Here is a 16,789-nt window from a genome sequence, read left to right on the forward strand (position 1 = left end):
CTCTGCGCGTTCTGCGCCGGAATGATGGGCCTTAGTTTCCTGTGGACTTTTTTGCCGCAAACGGAGCTTTTTATGCCGTTTGCGGCATTTTTTGTTGCCTTTTTGCTGCTGCTTTGCATCCCGCGCCGCAGCCGCAAGCTGGCGGTCCGCCTGCTGCTGGGCGCGCTGGCCGGACTTTGCGCGGTGTACACTACAAACGCCCGGCTGGAGCGTACCCGGGCAAACTACGCTGGGCGCACCGTGCTGCTGACCGCCGAGGTGGAGCGCGCGGACAGCACCTATTTTTCGGACACAGTGGACGCGACCCTGTGGGTGGAAAGCGTGAACGGTAGCCCGGCGGGCTTCCGCATCACCTGTGCAGAACTGCCCACCTGTGCGGCAGGGCAGCGGGTGCAGGGCTGGTTCACGCTGCAACACCCGGACATGGAAGAACGGACGGCGCAGTACGCTGACGGCATCGCCTTGCAGGCAGAGCCCTTGGCCGAAAAGCCGCAGCTCACCGTACTGGGCGAGAGCGGCAGCTTCCGCGCCCGCACCCACCGCTTGCAGCAAAAACTGAGTGAGAGCCTGCGCCGGGAGATGCACCGGGACACCGGCGGCGTGCTGGCTGCCATGACGGTGGGCGACCGCAGCGGGCTTTCGGCGCAGCTGCGCAGCGCCTACCGGGGCGCAGGGCTTTCCCATGTGCTGGTGGTCAGCGGCATGCACGTTTCCATCCTGTGCGGGGATATCCTGAGCGTTTTGCTGCCCTATCGCTGGGAGCAGAGCTACCGCCGCCGCAGACGGCGCACAGTCTGGAAAAGCCTGCTGGCGCTGGTGCTGATGGGCGTGACCGGCTTTACGCCCTCGGTGCGCCGCGCCGCCGTGGCGGTGTGGGTCAGCGCCTTGGGCGTGTGGGTGTGGGGACCTCCGGACGCCCTCACCTCGCTGGCGGCGGCAGGTATCCTGATGACTGCTGCCAACAGCTATGCGGTGTGGGATATCGGCTTTGAACTCTCTTTTGCGGCAGTGGTGGGCACGGTGGCGGGTTCTGCCTGCATCCGCCGGATGCGGGACGCCCGGGACAGGCGCTTCTGGGGCAAAGCAGGGGAGAACCGGCAAAGGCCGGTCAGACGTCCGTGGTACAGCAAATTGCCGAAGGGGGTGCAAGGTCTTGCAGAAAGCGCCTGCATTGCCGCCTGCGCCTCGGCAGCTACCTTCCCGGTGCTGGTGCTGCGGGGGTTGAGTGTCAGTGCGTGGGCGGTGGTTTCCAGTATCGCAGTGCTGTGGATGGTGCAGCCGCTGCTTTTGCTGGGGCTGGCGGTAGCTTTTGTGGGACTGGTGCCGTGGCTGGCACCGGTGCATGGGGTGCTTTCCCGGGCGGCAGACCTGCTCACCGGGCTATTGAATGGCTGGGCGGTCTGGCTCAGCACAAAGCCCGGGGCGTCCATCTACTTTGACACCGCCTACGCGGCGCTGGTCTGTCTGCTGCTGTGCGGGCTTGGGGTGCTTGCCTTCCGCTGGCGGGTGCGTCTGCGGGTGGCAGTGCCGGGCATTCTGCTGGCAGCAGCGGTGGGCATCGGGCTGGGCAACGCCCTCAGCCGGGACGTGGTGCACATCGACCTTGTGGGCAGCGCACAGGCACCTGCGGTAGTGGTTGCCCAGAACGACCGGGCAGTGGTGCTGTTCCGGGGCGGCAGCGCTGCCCGGCGTGCGGTGGAAAACCAGCTGGCGCGGCGGGGCGTGCGCACCGTGGAGCTGGTGGTAGACCTGCGCATGAACGCAAAAACCGCCTGCACCCTGCCCGCGCAGCAGGGTATACGGGCAGAGCGTCTGCCGGTCAATGCCAGCCGTAAGCTGCGCTGCACCCCGGCGGCGGTGGAGCTGCTGCGCACCCGGGAAGGGTGTCTTGTACGGCTGAGCATTGGCAACCGGCAGTTTGTGACCTTAAGCGGAAAGGCAGAGCTGGTACAGCCGCTGCAAACGGAGTGGCTGATTGCCACACCGAAAAAGCCGGAGGTGGTGCAGTACCAAAAGCTGCTGGCGCTGCGCAGTTACAGCTGGATGACGCCGGAAACGCAGTACACTGCCTCCCTCAGTCTGCGCCGCACCGGCGGTGAAAGGCTTGAGTGATGCTTTGCAATCCAAGCCGAGTGTGGTACAATACAAGGAGCAATTTATAACAGGAAAGGGGCATTTGCATGGCCACGGAAGCAAAACTCCGGCAGCTGGCCGACAAGGGCTGCCCGGTCTACTATTTTTATTCCAGCGAGCGGTATCTGGTGCGGCAGGCAGTGGCGGCGGCGGTGCGGGTGCTGTCGGCAGACAGCGACGAGGACGCTACCATCCTGGACGGTGCCGCCCCGGAGCTGGAACAGCTCATCATGGCAGCGGGCACCATCTCTTTTTTCGGCACCCGGCGCGTGGTGGTGCTGCCGGAAATAGACCCCGCTGCCTACGGCAGCAAGGATTTGGACGAGCTGTGCAGCACCCTTTCCAGCTTGGAAAACGCCGTGGCAGTGCTGGGCAGTGTGTTCCCGCTGGAGCGCAGCAAGCTCAAGCTGGGCAAGCAGGCGCAAAAGCTGCAAGCCCAGTGCAAGGCCATTGGCTACACGGAAGAACTGGCAAAGCCTCGCCCCTTTGAACTGAAAAATCTGATGATGGAGCGCGCAAAGGCGCAGGGCGCAACCCTGCCGGACGGCGCAGCCACCGCATTGCTGGAGCGCTGCGGCGAGGACCCGTTTCTGCTGGAAAACGAGGTGGACAAGCTCTGTGCTCTGTCCGGCTACCAGACCGTGAGCGCCTCCATGGTGGCAGAGATGGGCACGGTGAGCCTTGAAGCGGATGTGTTCGAGATGATCCGCATGATCACAGCCAAAAACGCCACCGGAGCCTGCAAAAAGTTACAGACTCTGCTGCGGCTGCAGCAGGAGCCCATTGCCATTACAGCGGCGATGATCGGCAGCTATGTAGATTTGTACCGGGTCAAATTGGGGGTGGCAAAACGGAAAAATTACAGTGCAGTGCACAAGGATTTTGGCTATAAGGGCAGTGACTACCGGCTGAAGCGCTCGGCAGAGACTGCCGCCCACTACACCCTGCCCCAGCTAGAGGCCTGCTTGCAGGTGCTGCTGGAGCTGGACCAGAGCCTGAAAAGCCAGCCTGTGGCGGCGCAGACACTGCTGGAAACAGCACTGTGCCGTCTGGCGCTGGCGGGGAGCGGAAGATGATGCAAAGCGAGATGATCCATACCGACCGGGTGCTGATCGTGGAGGGCAAATACGATGCCGTCCGTCTGGCGCACCTGACCGATGCCATGATCCTGCTGACGGATGGTTTTGGCATTTATAAAGACAAACAGCGCCAGCAACTGTTCCGGGCGCTGGCGCAGAAAAACGGCCTGATCTTGCTCACGGATTCAGACGCGGCAGGCTTCCGCATCCGCAACTACATCACCAATATGGTGGGCGCGGAGAACGTGGTTCAGGCCTATGTGCCCGCCATCCACGGCAAGGAAAAGCGCAAGGCGCAGCCCGGCAAGGAGGGTCTGCTGGGGGTAGAGGGCGTGGATGACGCCCTTGTGCGGCAGGCACTGCTGGACGCCTTGGGCGCAGAAGCCGGAGCCGCGCCGGTGCGCCCGGCGGGGCGGCAGATCACCTATACCGATTTATACGAGTGGGGGCTTTCCGGTAAGCCCGGCAGCGCCGAGCGCAAGACTAGACTCTTGAATGCACTGGGGCTGCCGCCGCGCCTTTCCAAAAAGGAACTGGTGGAGGCCTTCAACCGGCTATACACTTTTGAACAACTGGACGAATTACAGTTGAAAATTTTGCGGGAGTAAAACCTAGCCGTTTTTGCCCCACGCTTGCCGTAGCAGTTCCAGCGCGTGGGTCTCCAGCCGGGAAACATAGCTGCGGCTGATGCCCAGCAGCCCGGCGGTCTCCAGCTGGGTCAGGGGCGGCTGCCCTGCCAGCCCGTACCGCAACAGTAAGATCTGCCTCTCCCGGGCAGGCAGAGTGTCCAGCAGCTGCCGAAGCCGTCGGACATCCTCCTGCCGCTCACAGCTGTCCTCCATGCAAAAGCCGTCCTGTATTACGTCCGCTAAGGTCAGCGCCGAGTCCCCGTCTGCCTCCAAGGCTTCTTGCAGGGAGACGGTCTGCCCGCTCTTGCGCTCCCGCCGGAACTGCATACGGATCTCGTTTTCAATGCAGCGGCTTGCATAAGTGGAAAACCGCGCCTTGCGTGTGGCATCAAAGGTATCTACCGCTTTCATCAGCCCGATGGTGCCGATGGAAACAAGATCCTCTTGGTCGCCCGGCAGGGCGTAATATTTTTTTACGATGTGCGCCACCAGCCGCAGATTGTGGCGGATCAGCTTTTCCCGGGCGGCGGCATCTCCGGCGCGCAGGGCGCTGAAGGCGGCGGCTTCCTCCCGGGCTGTGAGCGGACGCGGAAAGCAGCCGCTTTCCAGATGGAGCGCCAGAAACAGAAATTTTGTGGCGAAAAATTGCAGTAAGGTCAGCAGCACACGATATCCCTCCCGGTACATAGTTGTTAGATTGTATGAGCCGGGGCGCGGATAGTTGCCGGAGAAGCCTTTTGTGCGCAGCAGCTTTTCTGCGAGGGAAAAGCGTGGTATACTGAGGGGGATAACTCGGAAGTTATGGAGGTACTTTATGAACGAGAGAGAAAAAATTATCCGATTATGGTTTGATATGTGGATTAAGAAAGCAGATTTAGGAATTGACAATATTTTTACAGATGATGTTGTATATACTGAGAGTTGGAGTCCTAAATATGAAAACCGCAAAACGGTAAAGCACTGGTTTGACGAATGGAATACACGCGGAAGTGTTCTTGTTTGGGAGATTAAGCAATTTTTTCATCAAGGCAATCAAACAATCGTGGAGTGGTATTTTAAAAACAAAATGAATAATGGAAATGTTGAAGAATTTGACGGAATATCTTTAATTGTATGGACACAGGATAACAAAATAAAATCATTAAAAGAGTTTGGTTGCAATCTTCATAATTACAATCCATATCGAGATAGTGATATTCCCGTATTTCAAGAAGAAAAAGCAAATTGGTTTTGAGAGGACTATAAATTCCCATTTATCGAGTGACGAAAACAATACATCCTTCTGCGGACAACCCCAAAACGGTTGTCCGCTTTTTTATACGCTGAAATCCGAAAAAAGACAAAATGCCAAGCAAAACTGAAAAATATCTCATCCTTGCCCGTTACTTTTGGTAGCACAACATGCTTTTAAATATGTACGTTTTTCAATGAATGCAAAGTGAGCAACAATTTCTCACTCTAGTTGACTTGTCCACCGATGCAAAGACGCTGTACGGCATCCTGTTGGACCGCATGGGGCTGTCGGTGAAAAACGGATGGCTGGATGAGCAGGGAAGGGTGTATATCATTTTTCCTGTGCAGGAAGTGATGGATGCACTGGGCTGCGCAGACAACAAGGCAACCAAACTGTTCCGGGAATTGGAAAAGTTTGGACTGATTGAGCGCAAACGGCGCGGGCTGGGAAAACCCAATCTGATTTACGTCAAAAACTTTGCAGACCCACGATGCCGCAATCGTGGAAAGAACGATTCTGGGAACGCTGATTCCGAGGTACAGGATGCGGCAAAACAACGAAGAAATAAGACTGAGTGGAATAAAACCGAGGGGAGTGAACCTGATCCTTTCTCTTCCGACGCGGAGGACGAACCGGATGAGCGCACACGGCTGGAAGCGTATTTTATGCAGTCGTTAGAGGTGGGCTTGCTGCTCCGGGTCTGCCCGGATGAGGAGGACACTATCGATCAAATCGTGAATCTTCTCTGGACGAGGCTCAATAGCGGGATTTTTTGCAGGCCATGGACGAGACCCAAAACGCGCCGTCCCTGTCGCAGGCGCAGCGAATGAAAAAGCTGGCGCAGGAAGGAAAGCTCACCTATGAAGCCGCCTTTGCCATTATGGGGGAAACCAAAAAGGATGAACTGGACAAGGTGGTCATCAAAAACGATACCCTGAAAAAGTATTTTCCCCGCAGCTACACGCCCCGGCAGATGGAAGATGTCATCATCAAGCTGCTAGAACAGTGGCAGCGCAGACAACAGCGTCAGAACGAACGCTGACAAAATCGGAACCGGAAGACCCATGAGGTCTTTTCTTTTTTGCAAAATTTTGGAGGACAACGACTATGAATACCACGATTGATTTCAAGACCGCAAAGACCATTGAGAACATGAGCCGCAAAATCGACGGCATGGAGCGTGCCGTTTCCGGCTTCTTCAACAAGATGAGCGACATTGCAGAGCGCAAGTACGGTGACCCGCAGGTTTATCTGGCGGCAGTCGGCCCGGCGAGGGACCTGAGCGCCATTCTGCTGGAAGAAGCGCCCGGCATTCTGCCCTGCTTTGACGAGACGGATGACACCTTCGGCATTTCCAAGGAGCTGCCCGTGGCGGGCTGCTACAACCCCAAGCAGGTGCTGGAGCTGTCGGGCAAGCGCTACCTGACCGGTCCGGTCGTCTTCGTCCGCTTCAACATGGAAGGCGGGTATGTCTCCCTGACGATGGGCGACCTGCACTGCATTCAGGAGTATCTGGAACAGCACAGCACGGCGCTTATGGCCGACGGCAAGAACCTGAACTGCATCTGCCTGGACTGAGGAGGCCGCAATGATGAGCTTTTTTGTGGGCTTTGCTTTCTTTGAACTGGGCGTTTTCTGCGGTTTTTTTGCCGCTTCCCTGATGCAGGCGGCACGAACCGGAGAAATTGTGATTACGGTAAAGGAGGATACGGATGGAACAGGAAAAGAATACCCTTTCGGTGCTGCAAATCGCACCGGGGCAGCATCCGAAGCCGATTGAGATTGACAATGACCTGAAAGCGCTGCAGCAGGCGGTTGGCGGCTCGATTGGTGCAAGCTATCCCTTTGAAGACCCGGTGGCTATCGTTTACAACGATGACGGCAAGCTCATGGGGCTGCCGCTGAACCGCGCTCTGCGGGATGAAAGCGGCGAGGCCTATGATGTGGTTGCCGGAACGTTTCTGGTGGTGGGTCTGGGCGAGGAGGATTTTGCATCCCTCTCCCCGGAGCTGACGCAGAAATACGAAGAGCTCTTTCATCAGCCGGAAACTTTTATGCGCCTGGGCCGTCAAATGCTGGTGCTGCCCGTTCCGGACGAAAATGTGCGGACGGAAACGGCAAAAGCAAAGCCCCCGGCGGCGCACGAACGATGAGGAGATATTCCTGCAGAGGGGGTGGTATAAATGCAGGAGGAAGTTGAACACAAGACAGTCAACTTTGCCATTTCAACCACAAAGCTGACGGCCCGGACTTTCCTGAAAGGTGCGCAGTTTCTGCTGCGGCAGTACGACAAGAATGCTTCGCAGGGAAAACAGAGCATGAAGCGCCTGATTCGGCAGAACCGGGGTGTGACCAATGTGGAAATCGAGAAAACCGGCATCAAAGGCTTTGCGAAATATGCCAAGCGTTGCCACATTGACTATGCGGTTCAAAAGGATATTTCCTGCACACCGCCCCGCTATATGGTCTATTTCAAGGCGCAGGACACGGATGCGTTGAGCGCGGCATTCAAAGAATATTCGGCTTCGGTTTTGAACAAAACCAAGCGGCCTTCTGTGCTGGCAAAACTGCAGGAACTGGTGCAGGCGGTGGCGGCGATTCCCGATAAAGTCCGCAACAAAGATCAGGAGCTTGGCCTATGAAAAAGAATTTTTCCAAGCTGCTGGCTCTGTATCTGCCCTACCTTCTGCTGGGACTTGCGGCAACGAATTTCGGTGAGGCATGGCGGCTGGCTGAAGGCAAAGAGATGGGAGATAGGATTCTGTCTCTGATGGGCACGATTCCGGTGGCCTTTGCAAATCCGCTGCCGAGCCTTCATCCGCTGGACATTCTGGTGGGCATCTGCTGCGGTGCCGGGCTTCGGCTTGCAGTTTACCTGAAAAGCAAGAATGCAAAGAAATACCGGCATGGCATGGAGTACGGTTCAGCCCGGTGGGGCAATGCCAAGGACATTGAGCCGTTTCAGGCTCCGAAGTTCGAGGACAACATCATTCTGACGAAAACTGAACGTCTGATGATGAGCAACCGTCCGCCCGACCCCAAGAATGCGCGGAACAAAAATGTTCTGGTAGTGGGAGGTTCCGGCAGTGGTAAGACGAGATTTTTTATTAAGCCGAACCTGCTGCAGTGTGATTCCAAGGCCTTTCCGGTTTCATTCGTGGTTACGGACCCGAAGGGTTATAATTATCGAGGATAAAGCAAAGATGCGTTTACAAAATCAGAAAAGTATCGTATCTTTGTTACATATCGTATTCCTACTAAAAATAAAAGAAGGTGAAACTATGGCAAAATCCAACCAAGGAAAAATCACGGCACTGTACGAAAGGCTTTCCAGAGATGATGAGCTGCAAGGTGAATCTAACAGCATTCTGAATCAGAAAAAGTATCTGGAAGATTACGCTCGCAAAAACGGCTTTAACAACATCCAGCATTTTACGGACGATGGATACAGCGGAACGAATTTCAATCGTCCCGGCTTCCAGTCCATGATTGCCGAAATTGAAGCCGGGCATATTGCAACTGTCATTGTAAAGGACATGAGCCGCTTTGGAAGAAACTATCTGGAAGTTGGATTTTACACGGAAATTCAGTTTCCATCAAAGGGTGTTCGGTTCATCGCTATCAACAATAATGTTGACAGTGCCAATCCCACGGACAATGACTTTACTCCGTTCCTGAACATCATGAACGAGTGGTACGCCAAGGATACCAGCAATAAAATCCGTGCCGTTTTCAAATCGCGGATGCAGGATGGCAAACGGTGCAGCGGCAGTATTCACTACGGTTATAAGCGGGTTCCCGGTGATAAGCAAACCCTTCATATAGATGCGGAAGCCGCTGCCGTTGTCCGCAGGATCTTCGATATGGCAGCCAGCGGTGCCAGTCTTGCGCAAATCGGTCAGACGCTTTCGGACGAAAAAGTGCTGATTCCGTCTGCATACGAAGAACGGCATCATCCCGAAGCTGCCCGAAACCATTCGTACCACGACCCCTATCGGTGGAATACGACCACCTTGACCTATATTCTTGACCGGCAGGAATACCTCGGCCATACAGTGCTATGTAAAAGTATCCGTGAGAACTTCAAGTTGAAAAAGCGCCGTGCTGCAACCCCGGAAGAAAGGATTATATTCAAAAACACTCATGAGGCTATCATCGACCAAGAAACATGGGATAAAGCACAGAGGCTGCGCAAGAGGAATCCGAAAAAACTTCCGAGCGGAACATACTCGCACCGGTTAGCCGGAATGGTATTCTGTGCTGACTGTGGCTCCCGAATGAGCTTTTCCAGCCCCGAATCCAAACATCGGGATTCTGATGTAGTGTATGATTCGGATTCTTCATGGCAGTGCAGCAAATACCGTAATATGTACGTTTCCTGCACATCCCATTTTATCAAGACCTCAACCATTGAAACCGCTATTCTCAATGCAATCAAAGCGATGACAAAAGAAATTATTGAAAATGAGGATGAATTTGCCAAGCAGCTTCAAGCTGCATGGGAAAACCAAAACACACAGGTATCTTCCGAGAGTAAAAAAGAACTGCATTCAGTTCAAAAAAGAATGGACGAGTTGGACGCTTTGATTCGGAGCCTATATGAAAACAGCGTCTTAGGAAAAATCCCCGAACGACAGTATCAACGTTTGATGGCGCAATATGATGATGAACAAACTGTCTGCGAAGCTCGCATTGCCGAGTTGAAGAAAGAACTGGACAACGCTGAAACAACGAAGGTTGATCTGAAACGCTTTATCAAACTGATTCGGAAATACAAGGACTGTGACACGCTGACAGATGAAATGCTGTACGAACTGGTAGAAAAAGTGGTGATTCATTCCGCATCCGGCGGACGGACGATCTACCGTCAGCAGCAAATCGACATCTACTTCAATTTTATTGGTGATACGTTCCCTAGTCAAATTGAGATCAGCCGCAGCGACAAGAAAAATCTTACAGAACAGCAGCTTGCCAAGCGTAAGAAATATCAGAAAACTGCCGGGGAAAACCGCAAAAAGAAACGTGCTGCTCTGCGTGAAGCAGCTAAAACCGATCCACAGGCGGCAGCAGAGTATGAAGCCCTCTTACAGAAAGGCCGTGAACGATGCCGCAAGTATGCCCAAAATAAAAAGCTGGCTCAACAGGAGCCTGCTGATACAGTCCCCATTCAATTTGAACCATCTGAAGAAATGAAAGGAGAATCCGCATGAACGAACTGAAGAAATCCATCCATGACAACACTACCGGCCTGGACTACACCCTTGTCAATGACCACTATCTGCCGAACCTGACCGCAGCAGCCCCGGCAGAGCACCCCACCGGGCGGTGGGGCCGCTTACATAAGACGTACCTGAAGGAGCAGCACCCTGTCCGGTACAACCAACTGCTCCTGTCCGGTGAACTGGACGGCTATCTTGCCAAGCTAGACAAGCAGGTCGAGGAACAGCTTGCATTGACCATCCGGCAGATGCAGGAAGCCGAGGGCGTGACCGAAGCCCTGAAAGCTGCCGATCAACTGGAGTGGGTGCGCCGGATGAACAGCATCCGCAACCGTGCCGAGAAAATCATCAAGTCTGAGCTGATTTTTGTCTAATACAATATCGCATCTCTGACCGCCCTGCACAACGCACGGCGGTCTTTTTTGTTACATCGGGTCTGCACAGGGCAGGCCCTTTTTTGATACGGAGGAACAAGCCTATGAAACTGACGTTTGAAGAAAAGAAGCTGCTCTACACCTATGGCTGCGCCGATCTGGAGCTGACCCGCAAGCGGCTGTACGGAGTCGCCGGGCTGACGGTTGACCCAGACCAGAACAAGCAGGTGTATGACTTCTGCCGGAAGCTGGAGAACGAAACGCTGGCAGACTGGTACGGCCAGATGTTCTACTTCGTCCGTTCCGAGATGGAGCATTACACCATGATGCAGAAAATGTCACGGGACATCGAGGAGGACGAGGACTGGGGCCCGACCATCTTTGACGAATCCGAGGAGGAAGAACTGATTGACGATGTTTAAGCTGGAAACCATGATCTACGCCAGCGAGGACGGAACAAGCAGCGTGTTTACGCTGAATCCCGCCTTGCAGAAAAAGCTTGACGCCCTTGCTACACAGCACCCGGAGGTGTGCCAGAGAAAAGCAAGGGGTGAAGCTGGCGGGGTGACGTATCAGATCAGGGGTGCTGCGCTGGCTATCCAGCCCGTGCGGGTCTCCTGAAAACGATAACTGATCTGCTATGGTAAAACAACTTCCAATCGGCTACCGTATCCCTGCAAGTCATCATTGGTTTGTGTAAACACAAAGAAGCGGCGGCTCTGAAAATTGAGCCGCCGGTTCAAAATGGGCGCGCGGATATGTCTGCTGTACGACGGCTTTTTTCTTTTGCCGTCGTGCGGCAGGTGTTTTTACTTTTTATTCTTTTGTGCTACATGGACGATTATAGCAACTAAAATAATTCCGGCGACCATACCAATTAAAGGGAGCCATGTGTCGGTGATGCTTTGCAATACGGCATTCCAGTTTACATTTTCGGGCAACATAGTTTAGACCTCCAATTCTCGCTGTTCTGTGACAATACGTTTACAGGAAAGATACGTTGCAAGGAAATAGCTTCCGTAGACAAGCAGAAAAAGAACGATTGTCAGTCCGATATTGGTTGCGATATGGATATTCATAAATTCTTCTACCACAGCCATTGCTTTGTCAATCAGGAAAGCAGAATACACGCCAGCGACGACTAGCGGAATGGCAAAGAACACGGCTGTCTGCACAAAAAGCGTATGATCGATTTGCCAGCGGCCTGCACCCAGCTTTTGCAGCAAGCCATAACGATACACATTGTCGGTCGTTTCGGTAAGCTGTTTTAACGCTAGAAGTGCGGCGCAAATCAGCAAAAAGACCAACCCGGTATAGCAGCAAAGGAAGCTCACCAAGGCATCAAGGCCGTAGAACGTCTCATACATCATGTTCTTCTCGGCATACCGATAGCCGTGTGTACTATCCAATCCAATCGGAATCATCTTTTGCAGAACTTCATTGGAATCTGCATCTGGTTTATATTGCACCAAAAGCACATTTACGTCTTTTTCAAGAGAAGCGGTGACGAAATCGGGAACGATCAAGGTGCCGCGGTCATTATTGCCAACCGAAGTCATAACGTATGTTTCCTGCAAAACGTTATCTTCTGCACGCTGTAAAGTCGCCCCGCCAACCGTGATTTCCGGGTGGCTCTGCAATGCAGCAGCAACATACTGATACGTTCCATTGTAGTTGCAGTTCAACAGGTATTGGCCATCGTTCAGCGTGATGGGTGCTTTGTTCTGCATGGATAAGGCACGATTCAAGTCCGAAATGGAGATTACGGAAACCTTGCTGTCAGGAACTTTTTCATCAATCGGCCAAAATTTGACTTTCTGTCCTTCAAATAGTTCAGAGTAGGTCATATCGGCCTCGTAAACACTGATTTGTTCTGTGACTTTGGCGTAGTTGCTTATGGTAATATCGTGTGCGGCGAGGTAGGCAGCAATATCGCTGTCCCCATCAACAGAAACATTGGAAAGCACGTTCAAATCATAGGGCGTTGCAGATTGGGACATTTTGTTCATAGCAAGCGCTGTGCTTGCGCCAATTGACACGGCGCAGATCGTAATGGTCAGCAATCCGCATACAACCGTTACCACAAGATAATTGGTTCGGATTTTGCTGCCAATCTGACGGACAAGGAACGTATTCAGACCTTTCAGGTAAAAGCATTTCCTTGCACTTGCTGCTTGCATGAAAACGGCTGACAGCGAGTAGAACAGCAGAAAAGTTCCCGCGACCAATGCCGCCGCTGCCAACTGGAACAGATTATTTTCGTGAGATGGCAGAATCCCGTTTTTGTTGAACAGCGCGGCAGAAATTCCGATGCAAAGCAGCGAGAGCAGGAACAGACAAACCGGCAAGATACGGTTTTCAGTCTGCATACTTTCGTTTTTTCTGCTGTCCGTCAATAGGTCGATCAATTTAACATTGGTGACAGACCGAATATTGAAAAGCATGACGATAAAAAAGATGATTGTGAAACACAACACGGTCTGGCGAAGCGCTCCGGCTGAAAACACGATCCGAAACTTTTCAAGATTGATTGCAAAAAGCCGCAATGCAATCAAAGAAAACCCTTGCGAAAAGAAAAAGCCCAAAAGCAATCCTGTGCCCAGCGCAATGATGCCAACACAAAGCGTTTCGCCTGCAAACAACCGGGAAATACGCCCTTTTTTCATGCCGAGCATCATATACACGCCTAATTCCTTTTTGCGACGTTTCAATAAAAACTGATTGGCATAAAGAATCAGAAAAGCCAGAACAACCGCAATCATAGTGGAAAGCGTAGAAAGCATAATGCCGAGCTGACGATATAAGAGCGTGCCGGTCATGCCCATGTTGGAAAAAGCCGGCTGGTCAGAAATGGAATTGAACGCATAGAACAAACTGACCGAAAGGGTCAGCGTAAGAAAGTAAATCAGATAGTCACGAATGTTCTTGCACACATTTCGGAAAATCAGCTTACATGTGTTCACTCTGTTCACCTCCCAAGACGGAAACTACTTCCAGAATTTTTGTAAAAAATTCTTTGCGCGTATCCGTCCCACGATGCAGTTCGTTGAACACCTGCCCATCTTTGATAAACAAAATGCGATTGCAATAGCTGGCAGAAAAAGCGTCATGCGTTACCATGAGAATCGTTGCTGAAAGCCGTTCATTCAATTCGGTCAACATTGTCAACAGCATTCGGGAAGAATTGGAATCCAGTGCGCCGGTCGGTTCATCTGCCAGTACGATGGCGGGATTTGTCACCATTGCTCTTGCGGCCGCTACTCTCTGCTGCTGACCGCCGGACATCTGATAAGGATATTTCCCCAATACATCCTGAATGTTCAGCGCTTGGGCAATCTGTGGAATACGCTGCTCTATTTCACTGGGTTTGGCACCTGCGATGGAAAGGGCCAGAGAGATATTTTCATAGGCGGTCAAGGTGTCCAGAAGATTGAAATTCTGGAAAATAAACCCCAGCTTTTTTCCTCGAAAGTCTGCAAGCTGTGCCCCGTGAAGCGCCGTGATGTCCTTTTCTTCTACATAGATATGACCGCTGGTGACGGTATCAATCGTGGAAATGCAGTTCAGCAAGGTGGTTTTGCCAGAGCCGGAAGCACCCATGATGCCGAGAAATTCTCCTTTGCGAACAGAAAAAGAAATGTGGTCGATGGCTTTTGTCAGGTTGCCTTTGTTACCGTAAAATTTTTGGATGTCATCCACCCGTAAGATCGTATCGCCCATAGGTCAGGCTCCTTTCTCAAAAGCGCCTTGCTTTTGTGCTTTTACTCTACCACAAGGAATTTTCCGATGCCATTAAGTTAGATTACATTTGTATTACCAAAATGTAAGGTTGAAAAAAGCGAGGCTTTACAGCCCCGCCGCCTGCAAATAGCTTTCCGTAGGAAAAACCATCGTCACAGTCGTTCCCTGTCCCGGAACGCTGGAAATAGAAAGTGAGATATTCATTTTTCGACACAGCCTTTGGCTCAAGTACAAACCAATGCCGGTTGATTTGGAATAACGGCGGCCGTTTTCACCGGTAAAGCCTTTGTCGAACACGCGCGGCAAGTCAGCAGCAGAAATACCAATGCCATTATCGGAAATGAAAAGAGATACCGTGTTTTTCTCTGCTCTGGCTGAAAATTCAACTTGTAAATTATCTTTCCGATACTTAATGGCGTTGGACAGAATCTGTCCGATCACAAAGGTGCAGCTTTTGCTGTCTGCGGACACAGGAATATCCAGTTCCTTTAGAACCGGCTTTCCACCGACCTGAATCAACGACTTTGAGTACGTTTTTAGCGCAGCGTACACCAATGCCTGCAAGGTGGTTTTCTCCACCTTAAAGTCCTTTTCCACATCGGTACTGCGGGCGTAATATAGCACCTGCTCCACATAAGCATCAATTTTCCGCAGTTCATCGTCAATTCGCAGTGTGGTGGGATTCTTTTCATTTTCAACGATCAGCCGGGCAGAGGTGATAGGCGTTTTGATTTCATGCACCCATGAATCAAGGTATTCCCGATATTCACGGTTCTCCTGTTCTGCACAGGCAAGCTGGTCGTTCTGGTATTTGTTGCAGCACCGCAGAACGTCCACCAAAATCTGCCCCTCTAAAAAATGAGGCGGCACCATTAACTCGCCTAAAAGAGTTTTTATGTCCATCTGCTCTGTCATTTTTTGAAGCAGATTATAAAAACTCTGCTTGCGGAAAAAATCATACAGCAGCGCTGTACTGTACGCTGCAAGTAAAATCACCTCGGCAAACAGAATAAACACAGCAGGTGTTTCAATCAGCCAGAGGAGCGCAAGCAGCACGAGTGCAGCCACCAGCATACAAATCAGGGAAAAGATACGGTCAAGCAGATACTCGGATAACTTCATACGCAATACCCTAAACCACGTTTCGTTTCCAGATAGTCCGGCAGACCGATTTCGGTCAGTGCTTTCCGTAACCGAACGATGTTGACATTCAATGTGTTTTCGTCTATAAATTGTTCACTCTGCCAGAGTTCATCAATAATAGCGTCACGGGGAATAATGTTGCCCTTATTCACCATAAGCAGGCGCAAAATTCCAAGTTCATTTTTGGTAAGTGATTTTTTGTTCCCTTGATAGCTGATTTCCGCCTTGAGCAAATTTAAGGTCAAGCCTTTGTGCGTGAGAACGATGTTGTCCTGTACTTCATAGGTCCGAGCCAGAAGTTTTTGGATTCGCGCCAAAAGAATCTGTGCATTGTACGGCTTTGCAATATAATCATCTGCGCCGATGTTCAAGCTCATCAACTCGTCAAAATCGCTGTTTCTGCTGGTAAGTACAATGATAGGAAGATTGGATTTCTGTCGGATTTCTCTGCATACTTGGAAACCATCCTGATAGGGCAGATTGATGTCTAAGAGAATCAAGTTGGCTCCTGATGAAAGAGCAGCTTGCACAATGTGGTGAAAATCATCGCTGCTGTCGCATTGGTAGCCGTACTTTTGAAGAAGCTGAACAAGTTCCTCGCGGATTGCCGGTTCATCTTCTATAATGAAGATTTTCATGCTCACACCTCCTAGACGTATTATATTCGTTATCTCAAAGAATACAAGGCGGTAAATATGAATTATAAAATGTTTGTAACCGAATAAAAACTTTTGAAAAAGGAGAGCGATGCCATGACCCAACCGAAAACCGATCTTGCCTATCTCCGCAGCGAAAAAGCCAAAGCGGAGCAGAAGCTGCGCTCTTGTCAGCACCGGGAGAAGTTCCTTGAACGCCAGATGTCAGAGCTGAATCGGAGAGAGCGTGTGCATCGTCTTTGCACCCGTGCGGGAATGCTGGAAAGCTTTCTGGTCTGTCCGGGAGAACTGACCGATGATCAGGTGATGGAGCTGCTGAAAATTTCATTCCGTCAGCCGGAAGTCGTGCTGGCGCTTGCAAAGATGGTGCATGACGTTCACGAACGCAGCAACGTCCAAAACCCTTTAGAATAAAGGGCGCAATTATACACCGTTCCGGTGAAATTGCGGTCTTGCAGACGGCTCGATGAAATCGAAGCTGGCGTTTGTGCGCCAGCCCGATTTCATCCCAAGGAAAACTGTATTTTCCTTGCGCTGCTTTGCAGCTATCCTTTTGCGGCTCCCGCCTGAGACCGAAGCGC

At 52.0% G+C, this 16,789-nt stretch carries 18 protein-coding genes and 3 pseudogenes; 15 read left to right on the forward strand and 6 right to left on the reverse strand.

All coding sequences use genetic code 11. The features are described from left to right. The first annotated feature begins 72 nt into the window (after positions 1-72). The 3 genes from MTP36_RS05030 (at position 73) to MTP36_RS05040 (ending at position 3,820) form a co-directional block, all read left to right on the forward strand. Positions 73-2,112, forward strand: a complete 2,040-nt coding sequence (locus tag MTP36_RS05030) for a ComEC/Rec2 family competence protein (protein WP_249253907.1) — start codon at positions 73-75, stop codon at positions 2,110-2,112. A gap of 68 nt (positions 2,113-2,180) precedes the next feature. Beyond that, positions 2,181-3,209, forward strand: a complete 1,029-nt coding sequence (gene holA, locus MTP36_RS05035) for a DNA polymerase III subunit delta (protein WP_249253909.1) — start codon at positions 2,181-2,183, stop codon at positions 3,207-3,209. Continuing rightward, entirely contained in the window at positions 3,206-3,820 is a 615-nt protein-coding gene (locus MTP36_RS05040; RefSeq protein WP_249253911.1) for a toprim domain-containing protein, read from the forward strand. The genes holA and MTP36_RS05040 overlap by 4 nt, the downstream gene beginning before the upstream one ends. A 3-nt stretch (positions 3,821-3,823) precedes the next feature. Here the strand turns inward: MTP36_RS05040 and MTP36_RS05045 are convergent, their stop codons facing one another. After that, a complete protein-coding gene (locus MTP36_RS05045; RefSeq protein ID WP_242958601.1) occupies positions 3,824-4,507 on the reverse strand; it encodes a sigma-70 family RNA polymerase sigma factor in 684 nt (227 codons plus the stop codon). A 148-nt stretch (positions 4,508-4,655) separates the two neighbouring features. Between MTP36_RS05045 and MTP36_RS05050 the strand changes: the two genes are divergently transcribed. From MTP36_RS05050 to MTP36_RS05100, 11 genes and pseudogenes are all read left to right on the forward strand, one after another. Then, positions 4,656-5,075, forward strand: a complete 420-nt coding sequence (locus tag MTP36_RS05050) for a nuclear transport factor 2 family protein (RefSeq protein ID WP_249253913.1) — start codon at positions 4,656-4,658, stop codon at positions 5,073-5,075. A 233-nt stretch (positions 5,076-5,308) separates the two neighbouring features. Continuing rightward, a pseudogene (locus MTP36_RS05055) lies at positions 5,309-5,821 on the forward strand (replication initiator protein A); the annotation flags it as partial. Positions 5,822-5,838: 17 nt separating this feature from the next. Next, a pseudogene (locus tag MTP36_RS05060) lies at positions 5,839-6,117 on the forward strand (ParB/RepB/Spo0J family partition protein); the annotation flags it as partial. A gap of 65 nt (positions 6,118-6,182) precedes the next feature. Next, positions 6,183-6,653 carry a hypothetical protein gene (locus MTP36_RS05065; RefSeq protein WP_249253914.1) on the forward strand — a complete coding sequence of 157 codons (471 nt, stop codon included), beginning with the start codon at positions 6,183-6,185 and terminating at the stop codon, positions 6,651-6,653. 134 nt (positions 6,654-6,787) lie between these two features. After that, positions 6,788-7,228 carry a DUF3846 domain-containing protein gene (locus MTP36_RS05070; RefSeq protein ID WP_249241543.1) on the forward strand — a complete coding sequence of 147 codons (441 nt, stop codon included), beginning with the start codon at positions 6,788-6,790 and terminating at the stop codon, positions 7,226-7,228. A 30-nt stretch (positions 7,229-7,258) separates the two neighbouring features. Further along, positions 7,259-7,717 carry a PcfB family protein gene (locus MTP36_RS05075; RefSeq protein ID WP_249253915.1) on the forward strand — a complete coding sequence of 153 codons (459 nt, stop codon included), beginning with the start codon at positions 7,259-7,261 and terminating at the stop codon, positions 7,715-7,717. Continuing rightward, positions 7,714-8,253 (forward strand): annotated as a pseudogene (locus MTP36_RS05080) (type IV secretory system conjugative DNA transfer family protein); the annotation flags it as partial. The gene MTP36_RS05075 and the pseudogene MTP36_RS05080, both read left to right, overlap by 4 nt. Before the next feature lie 103 nt (positions 8,254-8,356). Then, positions 8,357-10,285, forward strand: a complete 1,929-nt coding sequence (locus MTP36_RS05085) for a recombinase family protein (RefSeq protein WP_249253919.1) — start codon at positions 8,357-8,359, stop codon at positions 10,283-10,285. Further along, positions 10,282-10,668, forward strand: coding sequence for a TnpV protein (locus MTP36_RS05090; RefSeq protein ID WP_249253921.1), 387 nt, complete (start codon positions 10,282-10,284; stop codon positions 10,666-10,668). The genes MTP36_RS05085 and MTP36_RS05090 overlap by 4 nt, the downstream gene beginning before the upstream one ends. Before the next feature lie 104 nt (positions 10,669-10,772). Next, complete coding sequence (locus tag MTP36_RS05095; RefSeq protein WP_249253923.1) at positions 10,773-11,090, forward strand: hypothetical protein; 318 nt, start codon at positions 10,773-10,775, stop codon at positions 11,088-11,090. Beyond that, positions 11,083-11,289 carry a hypothetical protein gene (locus tag MTP36_RS05100; protein WP_249254397.1) on the forward strand — a complete coding sequence of 69 codons (207 nt, stop codon included), beginning with the start codon at positions 11,083-11,085 and terminating at the stop codon, positions 11,287-11,289. Before MTP36_RS05095 ends, MTP36_RS05100 begins: the two co-directional genes overlap by 8 nt. 188 nt (positions 11,290-11,477) lie before the next feature. Here MTP36_RS05100 and MTP36_RS15945 read toward each other — a convergent pair whose 3' ends face one another. The 5 genes from MTP36_RS15945 to MTP36_RS05120 all read right to left on the reverse strand — a co-directional run bounded on the left by MTP36_RS15945 (position 11,478) and on the right by MTP36_RS05120 (position 16,190). Further along, the gene (locus MTP36_RS15945; protein WP_256466537.1) at positions 11,478-11,612 is read right to left on the reverse strand and encodes a hypothetical protein; all 135 of its coding nucleotides are present in this window, start codon (positions 11,610-11,612) and stop codon (positions 11,478-11,480) included. A 3-nt stretch (positions 11,613-11,615) separates the two neighbouring features. Beyond that, positions 11,616-13,631 (reverse strand): FtsX-like permease family protein, encoded by a 2,016-nt coding sequence (locus MTP36_RS05105; RefSeq protein ID WP_249253925.1) that lies wholly within the window; start codon positions 13,629-13,631, stop codon positions 11,616-11,618. Next, positions 13,618-14,388, reverse strand: a complete 771-nt coding sequence (locus MTP36_RS05110) for an ABC transporter ATP-binding protein (protein ID WP_097784657.1) — start codon at positions 14,386-14,388, stop codon at positions 13,618-13,620. Before MTP36_RS05110 ends, MTP36_RS05105 begins: the two co-directional genes overlap by 14 nt. 126 nt (positions 14,389-14,514) lie before the next feature. Continuing rightward, the gene (locus tag MTP36_RS05115; RefSeq protein WP_249253927.1) at positions 14,515-15,531 is read right to left on the reverse strand and encodes a sensor histidine kinase; all 1,017 of its coding nucleotides are present in this window, start codon (positions 15,529-15,531) and stop codon (positions 14,515-14,517) included. Further along, on the reverse strand, positions 15,528-16,190 hold the full coding sequence (locus MTP36_RS05120; protein WP_097784655.1) for a response regulator transcription factor: 663 nt from the start codon (positions 16,188-16,190) through the stop codon (positions 15,528-15,530). Before MTP36_RS05120 ends, MTP36_RS05115 begins: the two co-directional genes overlap by 4 nt. A gap of 114 nt (positions 16,191-16,304) precedes the next feature. Here MTP36_RS05120 and MTP36_RS05125 point away from each other — a divergent pair, with 114 nt between their 5' ends. Continuing rightward, on the forward strand, positions 16,305-16,622 hold the full coding sequence (locus tag MTP36_RS05125) for a DUF3847 domain-containing protein (protein ID WP_249253929.1): 318 nt from the start codon (positions 16,305-16,307) through the stop codon (positions 16,620-16,622). Positions 16,623-16,789 lie beyond the last annotated feature (167 nt).

It is taken from the genome of Faecalibacterium sp. I4-1-79 (assembly GCF_023347235.1).
Classification (GTDB): domain Bacteria; phylum Bacillota; class Clostridia; order Oscillospirales; family Ruminococcaceae; genus Faecalibacterium; species Faecalibacterium tardum.

Coding starts and splice junctions, on each gene's coding strand:
- MTP36_RS05090 (WP_249253921.1), top strand. CDS start 10,282: ATGAACGAACTGAAGAAATCCATCCATGACAACACTACCGGCCTGGAC.
- MTP36_RS05125 (WP_249253929.1), top strand. CDS start 16,305: ATGACCCAACCGAAAACCGATCTTGCCTATCTCCGCAGCGAAAAAGCC.
- MTP36_RS05085 (WP_249253919.1), top strand. CDS start 8,357: ATGGCAAAATCCAACCAAGGAAAAATCACGGCACTGTACGAAAGGCTT.
- MTP36_RS05075 (WP_249253915.1), top strand. CDS start 7,259: ATGCAGGAGGAAGTTGAACACAAGACAGTCAACTTTGCCATTTCAACC.
- MTP36_RS05110 (WP_097784657.1), bottom strand. CDS start 14,388: ATGGGCGATACGATCTTACGGGTGGATGACATCCAAAAATTTTACGGT.
- holA (WP_249253909.1), top strand. CDS start 2,181: ATGGCCACGGAAGCAAAACTCCGGCAGCTGGCCGACAAGGGCTGCCCG.
- MTP36_RS15945 (WP_256466537.1), bottom strand. CDS start 11,612: ATGTTGCCCGAAAATGTAAACTGGAATGCCGTATTGCAAAGCATCACC.
- MTP36_RS05050 (WP_249253913.1), top strand. CDS start 4,656: ATGAACGAGAGAGAAAAAATTATCCGATTATGGTTTGATATGTGGATT.
- MTP36_RS05095 (WP_249253923.1), top strand. CDS start 10,773: ATGAAACTGACGTTTGAAGAAAAGAAGCTGCTCTACACCTATGGCTGC.
- MTP36_RS05065 (WP_249253914.1), top strand. CDS start 6,183: ATGAATACCACGATTGATTTCAAGACCGCAAAGACCATTGAGAACATG.
- MTP36_RS05115 (WP_249253927.1), bottom strand. CDS start 15,531: ATGAAGTTATCCGAGTATCTGCTTGACCGTATCTTTTCCCTGATTTGT.
- MTP36_RS05030 (WP_249253907.1), top strand. CDS start 73: ATGCCGTTTGCGGCATTTTTTGTTGCCTTTTTGCTGCTGCTTTGCATC.
- MTP36_RS05100 (WP_249254397.1), top strand. CDS start 11,083: ATGTTTAAGCTGGAAACCATGATCTACGCCAGCGAGGACGGAACAAGC.
- MTP36_RS05070 (WP_249241543.1), top strand. CDS start 6,788: ATGGAACAGGAAAAGAATACCCTTTCGGTGCTGCAAATCGCACCGGGG.
- MTP36_RS05120 (WP_097784655.1), bottom strand. CDS start 16,190: ATGAAAATCTTCATTATAGAAGATGAACCGGCAATCCGCGAGGAACTT.
- MTP36_RS05040 (WP_249253911.1), top strand. CDS start 3,206: ATGATGCAAAGCGAGATGATCCATACCGACCGGGTGCTGATCGTGGAG.